Genomic DNA, 12867 nt, shown 5'->3' on the forward strand with positions numbered 1-12867 from the left:
TTGCGCCTTGCTCTAAACCAAGGCGCGGCCAAGGGCGAGGCCGTTTTGCGACTAAAGCGCCGGATGCCCTTTTGCCGGGGACGCGGTAGCAGTGTTCGCGGACGGAGCTTGAGGGGCGCGGGAATGAAGGTTGTAAGCTACAACATCCAGTACGGTATCGGTCTGGATGGCCGCTACGATCTCGGCCGCATCACCGCGGCGGTTCGCGGCGCCGACGTGATCGCGCTGCAGGAAGTGACCCGCAACAATCCGAGGAACGGCAACCGCGACATGGTCGCCGAGATCGGCGAGGCGCTGCCCGAATATTTTGCCGCCTACGGCAGCAATTTCGAGGTCAATGTAGGCTCGCGCCTGGAGGCCGGCCGCGCCATCACCACCACTTTCCAGCTCGGCAACATGGTGCTGTCGAAGACGCCGATCCATCTGTCGCGCAATCTGCTTTTGCCGCGCAGCCGCAGCCTTGAGGCGATGAACTTCCAGCGCGGCGCGCTCGAGGCGCTGGTCGAGACCCCGCTCGGCTTCATCCGCTTCTATTCCACGCATCTCGACCATCGCAGTCCGGTTGAACGCGCCAGCCAGATCCGGTTCCTGCGCCAGCGCCTGTTGAACTATGCCTTCGAGGGCGGCGGCCTCTCCGGCATTCCCGAGATCGGCCTGCCGGACCTGCCCTATCCCGAAGCCTTCATCGTCATGGGCGACTTCAACATGCTGCCCGGCTCGCCCGAATATGTCGAACTCGTCGGCCGCCCGGACCATGAATTCGGTATGCCGCTGACCGCCGATCTCGCCGTCGACGTCGCCCAGCGCCTGAACACACCAGACGTCGTCACCTGGGTCGATCCCACGCGACCCGAAGACACAAGCCGCCACAAGCGCATAGACTACATCTTCACCTCGGCCTCGCTCGCCGGATCGCTGAAGCGCCTGTGGGTCGACCGTCAAGCGGTCGGTTCGGACCATCTCCCGATTTGGGTCGAGATGGGCTGAGTTGAGTCCGATCCACAACCAACGTTGCCAAACCTGTCGTTTGGAGGCACGCGCTAGGTGTGTTGAGATTCAGGTCAGGCCGAGCCGAAAACACTGGTTTTCGAGAACCGGAGCGGAGCGTACTTAAGTACGTGCACCGGAAGCGCATAAACCCGCGTTTGCAGGCCGGCCTCACCTGAATATCAAAACACCTAGAAATGCACCCAGTTTCGAAGACTGATCCAGGTCTTTCTGTCCAGCCGGTACCGCTCGACCGGCACCTGGCCGGCGACGATCGAGTTCAGCATGCCCTGGCCGGCATACTGGAAGCCGCATTTGTGGATGACGCGGCGCGAGGCCGGATTGATCACCCGCGTCGAAGCCTGCAGCACCTGGATCGACGTCCGTTGGAAGGCGAGGTCGACCAACGCATGCGCGGCCTCCGTCGCATAGCCGCGCTTCCAATAGAGCTCGCCGATCCAGTAGCCGAGTTCCAGCCCGCGATCGGTCATGTTGAGGCCGGCGCAGCCGACGAAAATGTCGGTGCCGGCGAGCGTCAGGGCGTAGGCGATGCCGGCCCGGCGCGACCTGGTCATGGCCAGGAAGGCGCGTGCCTCGGCCTCGCCATAGGGGTGCGGCATGCGGGCCAGCATCTCGGCGACGTGACGGTTGCCGGCAAGCTCGACCAGTTGCGCGATGTCGGCTTCACACGGGGCGCGCATCACCAGCCGCTCCGTGGCCAGCACCGGGCAATCTATCGCGTAACTTTCGTCTTCGGTGTCTTCCGCTTCGGCAACCATTCGACGTCCTCCAGGCAAGAAAAAAGGGGAGATGGAAAACCCATCTCCCCTGATCCTTTTCCTGGCTCCATTCACTGGTTTGGCCAGACACCGGTTCCCGAGATGGGCGCCGGTTTTATAGTGCGGAACCGGCTACTCCGCGGCTTTGGTAATCGGGTTGACCGATACGTAGGTTCGGCCGTTGGCTTTTTTGTTGAAGGTGACTGCGCCGGTCTCGAGCGCAAAAAGGGTGTGGTCCGTGCCCATGCCGACATTGACGCCGGGATGCCAGGTGGTGCCGCGTTGACGGATGATGATGTTGCCCGGGATGACGGCTTCGCCGCCGAACTTCTTCACGCCCAGACGCTTGGAATGCGAGTCGCGACCGTTGCGCGACGAGCCGCCAGCTTTCTTGTGTGCCATCTAACTAACTCCGATGCGCCCTGGGGCGCTTGAATGGTCTTATGAACGCGTTCGCGTTCCGTTTCAAGTCCGATCCGGCGACCTTGTCGCCGGTTCGTTTTACTTCTTCGCCAGTTCCTTGGCCTGCTCGCGCCAGTCGTTGATCTGGTCGGTGCTGAAGGGCATGTGCGCGTCGATCTTGGCCACGTCCTTGTCCGACAGCTTGGCAAGCTGGGCGAAGGTGGTGATGCCCTGCTCGTGCAGCTGGCCGGCGGCAACCGGGCCGATGCCCTTGATCACGGCCAAATCGTCCGGCTCGCCCTTCGGCGCCTTGAACAGCGGCGCGGCGACGGCGGTCTCCGTCTTGGCTTCATCCTTCGGAGCAGCCTCGGCTTTGGCTTCCTTCTTCGCCTTGGCTTCCTTCGGCGCGGCCTCAGCCTTCGCCTCGGGCGCTACGTCAGCCTTGACTTCCTTGGCTTCCACCTTGGCTGCGGCCTTCTTGGAAGGCTTGGCGCCACCCAGCAGGATCTCGGCGATCCGCACGGTGGTCAGAAGCTGGCGGTGGCCGATCTTGCGGCGCGAATTCTGCCGGCGACGCTTCTTGAAAGCGATGACGGTGCGGTTCTTGCCCTGCTCGACGACTTCCGCCGTGACCAGAGCGCCATCGACGAACGGGGCGCCGAAGGTGACATTTTCGCCTTCGCCATGGGCGAGGACGCTGCCGATTTCGACGATATCGCCGACATTGGCTTCGAGCTTCTCGATCTTCAGGAGATCGTTGGCGGCAACGCGATACTGCTTACCGCCCGTTTTAATGACTGCGAACATTTTTTGCCTTTCGCTGTTCGGTCGGCCTCGATGAGCCGCGTCACGCGGTTCGGCCGTCTTTTTGTCAGTCTGCGGGTTCGAAAAACAAGCGGCGTGGAAGAACCCTCCACGCCGATTGCGCGCTTCCCCTAACCGAAGGTTCGGTACGAGTCAAGGCAAACGGGCGGAATCCTTGGACACGCCGCCTCCTTGCCGCCCCCGATCTCTCCGGTCGAGGACCGGTTGGCCCCATCTGCCGACGTGGCCGCAACGCAGCCCTCCAGACAGAGCCCGCACAGGAAGCTGAATTCCCCCGCGGATTTGGCCTTGTAACCTGCCCGCCCAGCCGTTATCTAGTGCGCCGCGCCGGCAACGGCCGACCATGACCGCGGAGAGGTGGCAGAGTGGTCGAATGCACCGCACTCGAAATGCGGCATGGGTGCAAGCCCATCGGGGGTTCGAATCCCTCCCTCTCCGCCACCCTACGCCCTGCGGGCTTCGGGTGGCAGGCCACCCGGAACCGAATCTGGGCGTAGGAATGTCGCCCGAAGCTACGAAGTAGCGTAGGGGGACCGGAACGAAGCAGGATGCCCTCCGAAGCTTCAGCGTAGAGGCTGCCGCTAGGCAACAAGGCCTTGCCTCATTTGGTTTACCTCTTCGATCGGGACTGGATGCCCGGTGAGGAAGCCCTGCATCAAATTTACCCCCAGGCGCTGCAGCAATATGTACTGCTCCTCCGTTTCGACGCCCTCGGCGAGCACGACATGGCCGAGATTGCGAAGCAGCCCGACCATGTCCCGCAACAGGCTCAAGCCACGAGACGTCTGGCAATCGTGGAGGAAGCTGCGATCAATCTTGACCACGTCGAATTTGAAGCGGCGGAGCCATGTCAAGCCGGCAAATCCCGTTCCGAAGTCGTCCAGCCAGATCTGAACGCCGAGTTTTCGCAACCGCTCCACGTTTCTTACCGCTTGCGCCTCCAGAAAGATGTCACTGCCTTCGGTGATTTCGATGGCCAGTTTCTGGGGCGCAAGGCCGTGCCTGCCAAGAATCTCGGTGATCCGGAGTGAAAAGTTAGGAGCCTTGAGCTGAAGAACGGAGACGTTCACCGTCACGACCGAGCCCAATCCGTATTCCGCCATGTCACCGCAGGCTCGATCGATCAGCCACGTACCCAGTTCCACGATCGCTCCGGTCTGCTCGGCAACGGGTATGAATACGGACGGACTGATCATGGTGCCGTCGAAGTCGCATACCCGCATCAGACTCTCGTGCCCCAGCACGCGTCCCGACGCCAGCTCGCGAATTGGCTGGTAAGCGACAGAAACGAGCTGGTTGGAAACTGCCACCTTCAGCAGTTCTGAAAGATTTTCGCCGGAGCGATCCTGGCTGGTGGCGTGCGGGTCGTAAATCGTGAACGTAGCCCGACCGGCAAACTTGGACGCGTAGAGTGCGCGGTCAGCTTCCTGCAGCAGGATTCTAAGCTCTATGCTCTGATCGGCGCGCGTCAACGACGCCCCGGCACTGATCGTTACGATGTTGAGCTTGTCGCCCCGATCAGGGTGGTAGATATCCAAATCCTCTACAGCGCGACAGAATTTCTTCGTTATCTCATGAAGGTGAGCCCGCCCGGTGACCTTGCAGAGAATGACGAATTCTTCTCCGCCATAGCGGGCCGCGATGGCGTTGTTGGCAGCCGCCATCTCGGAAAGGACATGGGCGAGTTTGATCAGGCAATCGTCGCCGGCCTGATGACCAAGTCCGTCATTGAACCTTTTGAAGTAGTCGACGTCGATCAGAATGAGGCCTATCTCGTCGTCGTCCGCGGCCCAGTCTTCGCGCAGCTCCGAGAATTCTCGAATGATCGCCCTGCGGTTCTTCATTCCCGTGAGCGGATCGGTGTCGGCGATTTCAGTTAGCTTTTGCCCCTTCTTGATAGCAGCCTGCTCCTGGAATTGTGCCCGAAGCGCGTGCAGGAAAGTCTGGTACCGCTCCAGACTCAGCCGCCACGAAAGATAAAGCGACAAGACGAGGCAGTTCACGAAATAGGCCGACAACACGACCCGACCGGCGATGTCGGCCTGAAGGGAGAACATCGCGGCGTACACAAAGCTTGCGGCGACCGTCGCGGAGGCAAGGGCTGAAAGCCAAAAACGGAAGTTGAAGAACAGATTCGCACCCAGGATGAACACGGTGCCAAAAACCATGAAATGGGAGAGGGCATCCTGATGCTCTGTTCCAACAGCGGAGACGAGCCACCCAAGGGCACCGGAGACAATCGCCAGCGCTGCTACAAGGTGCAAGGTGGCAAGGGCAAAGCCCCGTCGGGCGACAAATTCGACAAGCGCCAGGGAAGTGATCCCTAGCGTAACGCGCGTCAAAACAAGCCGGCCGGCGACATCCGGAAAGAGAAACCAATCGAAAAGGCCATAGGCCACATAGCTGAATACAGCAGCCGCAATACCCCATCGCACAAGGCTGCGATTCTCATCGGCATCCTTCTGCAGGAACAGTGTTAGGAGTTCCGGATCGGCGGAATGCCACCGCGGACGTCCAATCGCTGCCGCCACCTTCTGGGCAACGTCCTCGCTCAGTTGCATCGCAACGCTCCTCCGCGATCTGCAGTAGCGAATGCAACAGCCGACGTCGCCTGCGGTTGGGGAATGAAGACGTCCCTGTCCGCAAGAAAAGTCAGATGTCGCTAACCGAGGGTAAACGGGCGGTTCGGATTTAGCCAGTTTGCAGGATTGATGGCCATTCCGTTGATTCAAATTTTACTAAAATTTTATTAAAATTGTTAGCATTGGTTGGCGGCGCACCTATGCTGCTGGCCGGGGACCGGGGCGGTAAACCGGAGAGTAAACGGCATGCCTATCAAGCCAAAACTGCAGCTCGACCAATACAGCCTGGTCACCACCAGGCTGATGAAGAAACATGTTGCGACCTCCGAAGAGGCGGCTGACTCCGACGAGTTGAGGGACAGCACGGCCCAGCTCGCCCTGATACTGGACCTTGCTCATCAAGCCTTTGCGCGAAACAAACCGGCCGCCCCCGTCGTCCATCGTTTGGCGGGGCGACTCCACAAGCTCCGCCGGCAGGTTGCTACCGCGGTTTGGCAGAAACTCGTTCCTTTGGCTCAGCAGCATCGGGTCGCGGAATATTTGCTCCAGGACCCGTTCACGCGGTGGTCGGTCGAAAAACCGCGCGGGTATTCGGGCGATGCAGGCCTGCTGGATATTTACTACAAGCATCCGATCGCCGACGAGATCGTGGCCTCGTCTACCTTACTTGGTCGGCAAATCTATGCGTACACCAGTGAAGCTGCCAGTTCGGTGGCGGGGCGCGAGCGGCGGGATATTCTGGCCAGGACCGTGGACGAGACGGCCAGCAGTGTGGAAAAGGCTGAGGTGCTGGCGATTGCCTGCGGCCACCTCAGGGAAGCCGAACGCTCCGACGCGTTGACCAGGCATAAACTGCAGCGTTGGATCGGCCTGGATCAGGACCCCGTCAGCGTAGCCACGGTGAACCACGACTTTGCCGGCACGGCAGTCGAGGCAGTCCAGGGTTCCGTACGCGGCATCCTGCGCCGCGCCTACGCCCTTGGCACATTCGATCTAGTCTACGCATCGGGGCTTTACGATTACCTGCCGCGTGCCATCGGCGTCCGCCTGCTTCAAAGAGCCATGGAACTCGTCAAGCCCGGTGGCGAATTCCTGTTTGCCAATTTCAGCGACGAGATAACGACGGATGGTTACATGGAGACTTTCATGGATTGGCCGCTCATCCTACGTTCGGCCGACGATATGTGGGACATCATCAATGCCGCCCTCGGCGGGAGTCCTTTCGACGCGAAAGTCTACTATGGCTCGAACCGGAATATCGTTTACGGCAAGGTGAGGAAGGGCGATCTCTAACTAGGCGCGGGAATCGCGCGCGCATCCCCGTAACAAGGTAGGTCTGCCATGACGAGGCCATGCCTTCGCCGGCTTTCCGGCGACGGGCGAGCAGGTCGTCCGGGCTGCGGGCGGCCTACGCCGTGTTCGTTCTGCTTGCCGCCATACAGATGTGGCGGCGGTTCCAGCAGCACGACGGTGCTGCCCGCTCGGCGGGCTGCGTCTGGCCGTGTTGCTGGCACTGCCGCTGATCGCCAGGCTGTCGGTCGTGCAATGCAACGCGACTGGCCGGCCTGATCAGGCCTCGAAATAGCCGGGACGGTCGAGATCGGCGATGAGCCCAAGCCCGGTCGGCTGCCATCCCAGCGCAGTGCGGGTCTGCTCACTTGACGCCGACAAGTCCCTGCCGATGAAATGCCCGAGAAAGCCGAAATGCGCAGCCGCCTCCTCGGGGCCTATGGAAACGACCGGCAGGCCGAGCCGGCGGCCGATGATCTCGGCGATCTCTTTGCTCGCCACGCCCTGTTCGGCAACCGCATGATAGCTGACGCCGCCCGCCCCCTTCTCCAGCGCCAGCCTGTACAGGGTGGCGGCGTCGAACCGGTGCACCGCCGCCCAGCGATTTGCGCCGTCGCCGACATAGGCCGAGACGCCCTTTTCACGCGCAATGGCAATCAGCATCGGCACGAAACCGTGATCGCCCTCGCCATGGACGGTCGGCGCCAGCCGCACCGTCGATGCGCGCACCCCGCGCGCTGCGAGCGCCACGGCCGTTGCTTCCGAAGCGCGCGGCATGGAGACCGATGGAGGCGCAGGTTTGTCGTCTTCGGTTGCCGGCCTTCCCTGAGCAAAACCGGCGAGTCCGGAGGTGACAAGCAGCGGCCGCTCGGAACCCTCGAGCGCCGCGCCGAGCGTTTCGATGGCGCGCTGGTCAACTGCGCAACTGGCGGCGAATCTCGAAAAGTCGTGGTTGAAGGCCGTGTGGATGACGCCATCCGATTGGGCAGCGCCGCTGCGCAGGCTCTCGAAATCCTCGATATCGCCGCGATGCGCCTCGGCGCCCGCGGCCACGATCGACTCCGCACCTGCTTCCGACCGCGCGAGGCCAAGCACCTGATGGCCCGCCCCGAGCAATTCCCGCACAACAGCCGAACCGACAAAACCGGTAGCCCCGGTAACGAACACACGCATGATCATTTCTCCTTGGTTTTCGGCGAAGGCCGTACAGGCAGCCCGTTGCCGAAGGAGATAGAAGGTTGCGATCATACGATCTATACTGTAAAATCCGAGATATCTTCGCAATCGTCCGAGAACGCTCATGGATCCGCTGTCAGACGTGCTGTCGCTACTGAAGCCGCGCAATTACCTGTCGGCTGGGCTGGAAACCGGTGGCGACTGGGCGATCCAGTTCCCTGACCAGCAGGCCGCCATCAAATGCGGCGCCGTGGTGTCCGGCCGATGCTGGCTGTCGGTCGAGGGCGTCCCTGACGCGGTGCGGCTGGACGTGGGCGACTGCTTCCTGTTGCCGCGCGGCCGGCCTTTCCGCCTTGCCAGCGATCTCGGCCTGCCGACGGTCGATGCGCGAACGATCTTTTCACCGGCGCGGACCGGCGGCATCACCGTCCATAATGGCGGCGGCGATTTCCTCCTGGTCAGCAGTCGCTTCACGCTGTCCGGCGACCATGCCGGCATCCTGTTGCGGATGCTGCCGCCCATCGTCCATATCCGCGGCGAGAGCGACCATTCGGCGCTTCGCTGGCCGGTCGAGCGGATGATGCAGGAATTGCGCCAGCGGCGTCCCGGCGGCTTTCTCATCGTCGAGCACCTCGCCCACATGATCCTGATCGAGGCCTTGCGCCTGCATATGACGGCGCAAGGCAATGTCGGCTGGCTGTTCGCACTGACCGACAGGCAGATCGGCGCGGCGATCGGCGCCATGCACGAAGACCCGGCCCATGGCTGGACATTGCAGAAGCTGGCCGAGCGCGCCGGCATGTCGCGATCGACTTTTGCGCTCAGATTCAAGCAGACGGTCGGGGCCTCACCCCTGGATTATCTGACGCGCTGGCGCATGATGCTGGCCGGCGACCGGCTGATGCATTCCGGCGATCCGGTTTCCGTCATCGCCCTGGCGCTCGGCTACGAATCCGAAAGCGCCTTCAGCACGGCATTCAAGCGCGTCATGGGCTGTTCGCCGCGGCAGTACAGCCGCCGGGAGCCGGACCTGACTGCGCAGGCCGAACGCGAAGCCGCCTGAGGCGGCGATCCGATCGCCTTGATCACCTTGCCCTTAAAGGCTGTAGCGCGAACGAAACTCGGTGAACGACATCGCCAGATGGTTCTCGTCCACATGGCCGGTGATTCCGTCCACACTGCGCGAGTCGAGTTGTAGCGGGCGAGCCAGAGCGGACAATTGCCGAAGCCGCTCGGATTTCCCAGCGCGCTTCGACCGCTGCGGCCCTTCTGCTCAGATCGATCCCTTGCTTGCTCCATGGCATGCGCTTGACAATCGACTGATTCGCAACCCTTCGGGAATATAAGTATTTCTGTTAACTTAGGGATAATCGGCAGCAGGAACTAGATTTCAGACGCTCAATTGGCACGAGCAAAATCGCGTTTTTCATGCTTTCAGAATGACTTGCTCGCGTGCTGGCGGTTAACCGGCACCAACTTCTCCGATTTCCTTGCCTCTACGGCTGGGTAGCGCAATAGGGTTAATTGCGCGATTGCTAATATGCCTATATCTTAGGCGGCGCGGGGGCCTCATATCTCCCCGCAGTGGCCGGTGCGGTGAAGCCCCACAAGCATGCCCAACCTGCACCGGCCATTCCCTATGGCTGGGTATGGTCTTCGCGCTCGGCAACTTTTCCAAGAGCTTCCGTGAAGCCTCTAGGACGCGTCGCGTTTCGGCGATGGTCGATTGCAGGGAGTCCAGTTGGCTCTCCGCTCGGAGCTGGCTACGGCGGGCGCTTTCAATGAACTGGTGGTCAGGTTCCCACCGGTCTTTCATCAGGCTTAGCCTCTCTGCAGACGAACGAACTTGTCGAGATGCAGGCGTATCCGCTGGCCCTCAGCATAGGACAGCGCAAACGGTTCAATCACGAATGATCGGGTAATTTCCTGGTCTTCCTTGGCCACAGGAACGGACCATTCGCCGCCGGTTCGACCACTTCCACGCAAGGCAATGCTTTGCGGATTGGACCCACGTTTCCACCACAGCCTCTATACGAAAAGCAATGGTAACCTCGAGTTTTATACTCCCGTCGAAAGCGGGTTTTCAACAACAAAGATGGTCTGAATCATACCATTCGGCTCAGCGGATCGCGGCTGCCGACGTAGCGTCTCCAAGGCCGAGAAAACCGCCACCCGCGCGCAACAGCGGGTTTCCATAATCACGGCTACATCCGAGAATCGACCGCTTAGATTCAGGAATGTGTGGTTTGTCGTCACGGTTCCATACAATTTGGAAGGCCATTCCCCTACGGCAGGGTAGCGCCAAAATGAAAGGATAAGCGGGCGGGCAAGTTGAAGGCGTACTGATGCCGGATCGGGCTTTGGTCCAGCAACACCCTTTCAGCCTGGCGTCTCGGAAAGGTGCGCGGCAATGGCGCTGACAAAAATCGCGCCGAACTCCTTGAGCTTGGCGGCGCCGACGCCATTCACCCCGGCGAAATCGTCGAGGTCTTGCGGACGACGCTCGGCCATGTCGATCAGTGTACGATCCGAAAACACCACATAGGCCGGCACCTGGCGTTCCTTGGCCAGACGCAGCCGCAGCGTCTTGAGCGCCGCGAGCAGCGACGCATCTACATTTTCGCTCTGGGGGCTCTGCCCGGCGCGAGCCGCGCGGCGCGCGGCGCGCGTGCGCATCTCGACCCGATACTGGAACGGCACCTCGCCCCGGCCGAGTGCGTGGCCCTTGTCCGCGATGGCCAACCCGCCATGGCCGGCCGGGTCCGGCATCAGGAAACCGTTCGCGACCAGCTGGCGAATCATAGATTGCCAAAAATCCTTCTTGTGCGCGGCGCCATTGCCGAAGGCTGCCAGCCTGTGATGCCCCCTTGCCGCGATCTTTTCAGTCTCGTGGCCGATGAGGATGTCGATGACATGGCCGGCGCCGAAGCGCTCGCCGCTCTGCGCCACCGCCGCCAGGATGAGGCGCGCCTCGGCGGTGCCGTCGGTGCGCGGCGCCTGTTCCAGGCAATTGTCGCAATTGCCGCAAGGGACCGCCTCTTCACCGAAATAACCGAGCAGCACCTGGCGGCGGCACTCGGCCGTCTCGCAATAGCCGATCAGCGTATCGAGCCGGCCATGCGAGCGGCGCTTGTGCTCGACAGCGGCGTCCTCGTCGTCGATGAACATGCGGCGCATGCGGATATCGCCGAGGCCGTAAAGCATATGCGCCTCAGCCGCCCGCCCGTCACGACCGGCACGGCCGATCTCCTGGTAATAGGCTTCCAGGCTGCCGGGCAGATCGGTGTGGAAGACATACGCGACATCAGGCTTGTCGATCCCCATGCCGAAGGCGATGGTCGCCACCATGACGACGCCCGACAGGGTCATGAAGGCGTTTTGATTCGCATCGCGCGCCTCCTTGCTCATCCCGGCGTGATAGGCGAGCGCGGCGACGCCGTTCTTTTCGAGGAAGGCCGCCATCTCTTCGGTCTTCTTGCGCGACAGGCAATAGACGATGCCGCTACGCCCCTGATGGCGTTCGATGAAGTTGAGCAACTGCCGCTTGCTGTCCTGCTTGGGCTCGATAGCGAGCTTGATGTTGGGCCGGTCGAAGCCAAGCACCTGCGTTTCGACACGCCCGCCAAACAGCCGTGTCTCGATGTCTGCCCGCGTCGTCTCGTCCGCCGTCGCCGTCACCGCAATGATCGGTACGTCGGGAAAGATGCCACGCAGCTGCGACAGGTCTTCATATTCGCGCCGGAACGCCGGCCCCCACTGCGAAATGCAATGCGCCTCGTCGATGGCGATCAGGCTGACATCGAGCCTGGCAAGCGCATCCAGCATCCGCTCGGTCATCAGCCGTTCCGGCGCGAGGTAGAGCAGCCGCGTCTGGCCCGACGCGACGCGGCGCCATGCCGCGACATTGGCATCACGATCGATCGAGGAATTGATCGTATCGGCGGCGACGCCGGCGAGGCGCAGTGCCGCGACCTGATCCTGCATCAGCGCCACGAGCGGCGAAACGACAATGGTCAGCCCACCCTTGACCAGCGCCGGAACCTGGTAGCAAAGCGATTTGCCGGCACCCGTCGGCATGACCGCCAGCACGTGGCGGCCGCCAAGCAGTGCCTCCATCACTGCGGCCTGTCCGGGACGGAAATCGTCGAAACCGAACACGTCCTTGAGGACACGTCGTTTGGGATCGTGCGTCGGTACGCTCGTCGTCGATATCTGCATCACTGATGTTTTCGATCGGCCGCCCGAAGCAGCGGCGTGGACAGAACGATTAGCGCAGCCCCTGCGTGACCACAACAAGCAGCAGCAACACCCCACCGGCGATCGACCTGGTTGGCATCGTTAAACCTATCTTCACCATGTTGCGGCACCGTCAAACCCTGCGGCGATGTTTCGAGTACCGCTGCGCCACGAGCGCACAGGCAACAGCCCGCGCCTCCCCAGGAGGCGCGGGTTTCCTGTTTCTGGAATTGCCGAAAAGGTTCAGGCCAGGAAATCGGCGCGGTGCGGGGTAAAGCTGTCGACCAGGCGCCCGGCCTCCAGCGCCTTGACGCCGTGCACCAGATTGGACGGCACGATGAAGCTGCCGCCGGTCTCGATGGTCGCGGTGCGGCCGTCGATGGTCACCTCGAAGCGACCTTCGGCGACATAGCTGGCCTGGACATGCGGGTGCGAATGCAGTGCGCCGACGCCGCCCTTGTCGAAGCCGAACTCGACCATCATCAGCTCATCGGTGGAGACGAGAACGCGGCGTCTGTTGCCGTCCGGCGTCGGCGTCCAGGCGCTCTCGCCGGGCTGTGCGAAAATCTTGGCTTCAATCATGACCATCT

The 12867-nt window shown here is 61.8% G+C and carries 10 protein-coding genes and 1 tRNA gene; 4 read left to right on the forward strand and 7 right to left on the reverse strand.

Annotated features, from left to right (window positions below; all coding sequences use genetic code 11):
- Positions 1-123: 123 nt before the first annotated feature.
- Positions 124-987 carry an endonuclease/exonuclease/phosphatase family protein gene (locus ACYG9Z_RS12240; protein WP_023752649.1) on the forward strand — a complete coding sequence of 288 codons (864 nt, stop codon included), beginning with the start codon at positions 124-126 and terminating at the stop codon, positions 985-987.
- A gap of 191 nt (positions 988-1178) precedes the next feature.
- Here ACYG9Z_RS12240 and ACYG9Z_RS12245 read toward each other — a convergent pair whose 3' ends face one another.
- The 3 genes from ACYG9Z_RS12245 to ACYG9Z_RS12255 form a co-directional block, all read right to left on the reverse strand.
- Positions 1179-1766 carry a GNAT family N-acetyltransferase gene (locus ACYG9Z_RS12245; protein ID WP_023752650.1) on the reverse strand — a complete coding sequence of 196 codons (588 nt, stop codon included), beginning with the start codon at positions 1764-1766 and terminating at the stop codon, positions 1179-1181.
- A 132-nt stretch (positions 1767-1898) separates the two neighbouring features.
- Complete coding sequence (rpmA, locus tag ACYG9Z_RS12250) at positions 1899-2168, reverse strand: 50S ribosomal protein L27 (protein ID WP_015315190.1); 270 nt, start codon at positions 2166-2168, stop codon at positions 1899-1901.
- Between the two features lie 99 nt (positions 2169-2267).
- Positions 2268-2975, reverse strand: a complete 708-nt coding sequence (locus ACYG9Z_RS12255; RefSeq protein ID WP_023700236.1) for a 50S ribosomal protein L21 — start codon at positions 2973-2975, stop codon at positions 2268-2270.
- 369 nt (positions 2976-3344) lie between these two features.
- On the opposite strand from ACYG9Z_RS12255, the gene ACYG9Z_RS12260 reads away from it, so the two are divergent.
- Positions 3345-3434: transfer RNA gene (locus tag ACYG9Z_RS12260), tRNA-Ser, on the forward strand.
- Positions 3435-3574: 140 nt separating this feature from the next.
- Here ACYG9Z_RS12260 and ACYG9Z_RS12265 read toward each other — a convergent pair.
- Positions 3575-5554 (reverse strand): putative bifunctional diguanylate cyclase/phosphodiesterase, encoded by a 1980-nt coding sequence (locus tag ACYG9Z_RS12265; protein WP_023728673.1) that lies wholly within the window; start codon positions 5552-5554, stop codon positions 3575-3577.
- Between the two features lie 267 nt (positions 5555-5821).
- Between ACYG9Z_RS12265 and ACYG9Z_RS12270 the strand changes: the two genes are divergently transcribed.
- The gene (locus ACYG9Z_RS12270) at positions 5822-6868 is read left to right on the forward strand and encodes a class I SAM-dependent methyltransferase (protein ID WP_023737909.1); all 1047 of its coding nucleotides are present in this window, start codon (positions 5822-5824) and stop codon (positions 6866-6868) included.
- A gap of 276 nt (positions 6869-7144) precedes the next feature.
- Here the strand turns inward: ACYG9Z_RS12270 and ACYG9Z_RS12275 are convergent, their stop codons facing one another.
- The gene (locus ACYG9Z_RS12275) at positions 7145-8038 is read right to left on the reverse strand and encodes an SDR family oxidoreductase (RefSeq protein WP_023704933.1); all 894 of its coding nucleotides are present in this window, start codon (positions 8036-8038) and stop codon (positions 7145-7147) included.
- A 127-nt stretch (positions 8039-8165) separates the two neighbouring features.
- On the opposite strand from ACYG9Z_RS12275, the gene ACYG9Z_RS12280 reads away from it, so the two are divergent.
- The gene (locus ACYG9Z_RS12280) at positions 8166-9104 is read left to right on the forward strand and encodes an AraC family transcriptional regulator (protein ID WP_023668685.1); all 939 of its coding nucleotides are present in this window, start codon (positions 8166-8168) and stop codon (positions 9102-9104) included.
- A gap of 1316 nt (positions 9105-10420) precedes the next feature.
- On the opposite strand, the gene recQ is transcribed toward ACYG9Z_RS12280, so the two are convergent.
- On the reverse strand, positions 10421-12259 hold the full coding sequence (recQ, locus tag ACYG9Z_RS12285) for a DNA helicase RecQ (RefSeq protein WP_023752651.1): 1839 nt from the start codon (positions 12257-12259) through the stop codon (positions 10421-10423).
- A 261-nt stretch (positions 12260-12520) separates the two neighbouring features.
- Entirely contained in the window at positions 12521-12859 is a 339-nt protein-coding gene (locus ACYG9Z_RS12290) for a cupin domain-containing protein (RefSeq protein WP_023684110.1), read from the reverse strand.
- Between the last annotated feature and the right edge of the window lie 8 nt (positions 12860-12867).

The sequence above is a fragment of the Mesorhizobium sp. RSR380A genome, from assembly GCF_054719385.1.

Excerpts from the sequence above, each read along its gene's own strand:
- ACYG9Z_RS12265 (WP_023728673.1), bottom strand. The coding sequence starts at position 5,554 with ATGCAACTGAGCGAGGACGTTGCCCAGAAGGTGGCGGCAGCGATTGGA.
- rpmA (WP_015315190.1), bottom strand. The coding sequence starts at position 2,168 with ATGGCACACAAGAAAGCTGGCGGCTCGTCGCGCAACGGTCGCGACTCG.
- ACYG9Z_RS12270 (WP_023737909.1), top strand. The coding sequence starts at position 5,822 with ATGCCTATCAAGCCAAAACTGCAGCTCGACCAATACAGCCTGGTCACC.
- ACYG9Z_RS12240 (WP_023752649.1), top strand. The coding sequence starts at position 124 with ATGAAGGTTGTAAGCTACAACATCCAGTACGGTATCGGTCTGGATGGC.
- ACYG9Z_RS12255 (WP_023700236.1), bottom strand. The coding sequence starts at position 2,975 with ATGTTCGCAGTCATTAAAACGGGCGGTAAGCAGTATCGCGTTGCCGCC.
- ACYG9Z_RS12275 (WP_023704933.1), bottom strand. The coding sequence starts at position 8,038 with ATGCGTGTGTTCGTTACCGGGGCTACCGGTTTTGTCGGTTCGGCTGTT.
- ACYG9Z_RS12245 (WP_023752650.1), bottom strand. The coding sequence starts at position 1,766 with ATGGTTGCCGAAGCGGAAGACACCGAAGACGAAAGTTACGCGATAGAT.
- ACYG9Z_RS12280 (WP_023668685.1), top strand. The coding sequence starts at position 8,166 with ATGGATCCGCTGTCAGACGTGCTGTCGCTACTGAAGCCGCGCAATTAC.
- ACYG9Z_RS12290 (WP_023684110.1), bottom strand. The coding sequence starts at position 12,859 with ATGATTGAAGCCAAGATTTTCGCACAGCCCGGCGAGAGCGCCTGGACG.
- recQ (WP_023752651.1), bottom strand. The coding sequence starts at position 12,259 with ATGCAGATATCGACGACGAGCGTACCGACGCACGATCCCAAACGACGT.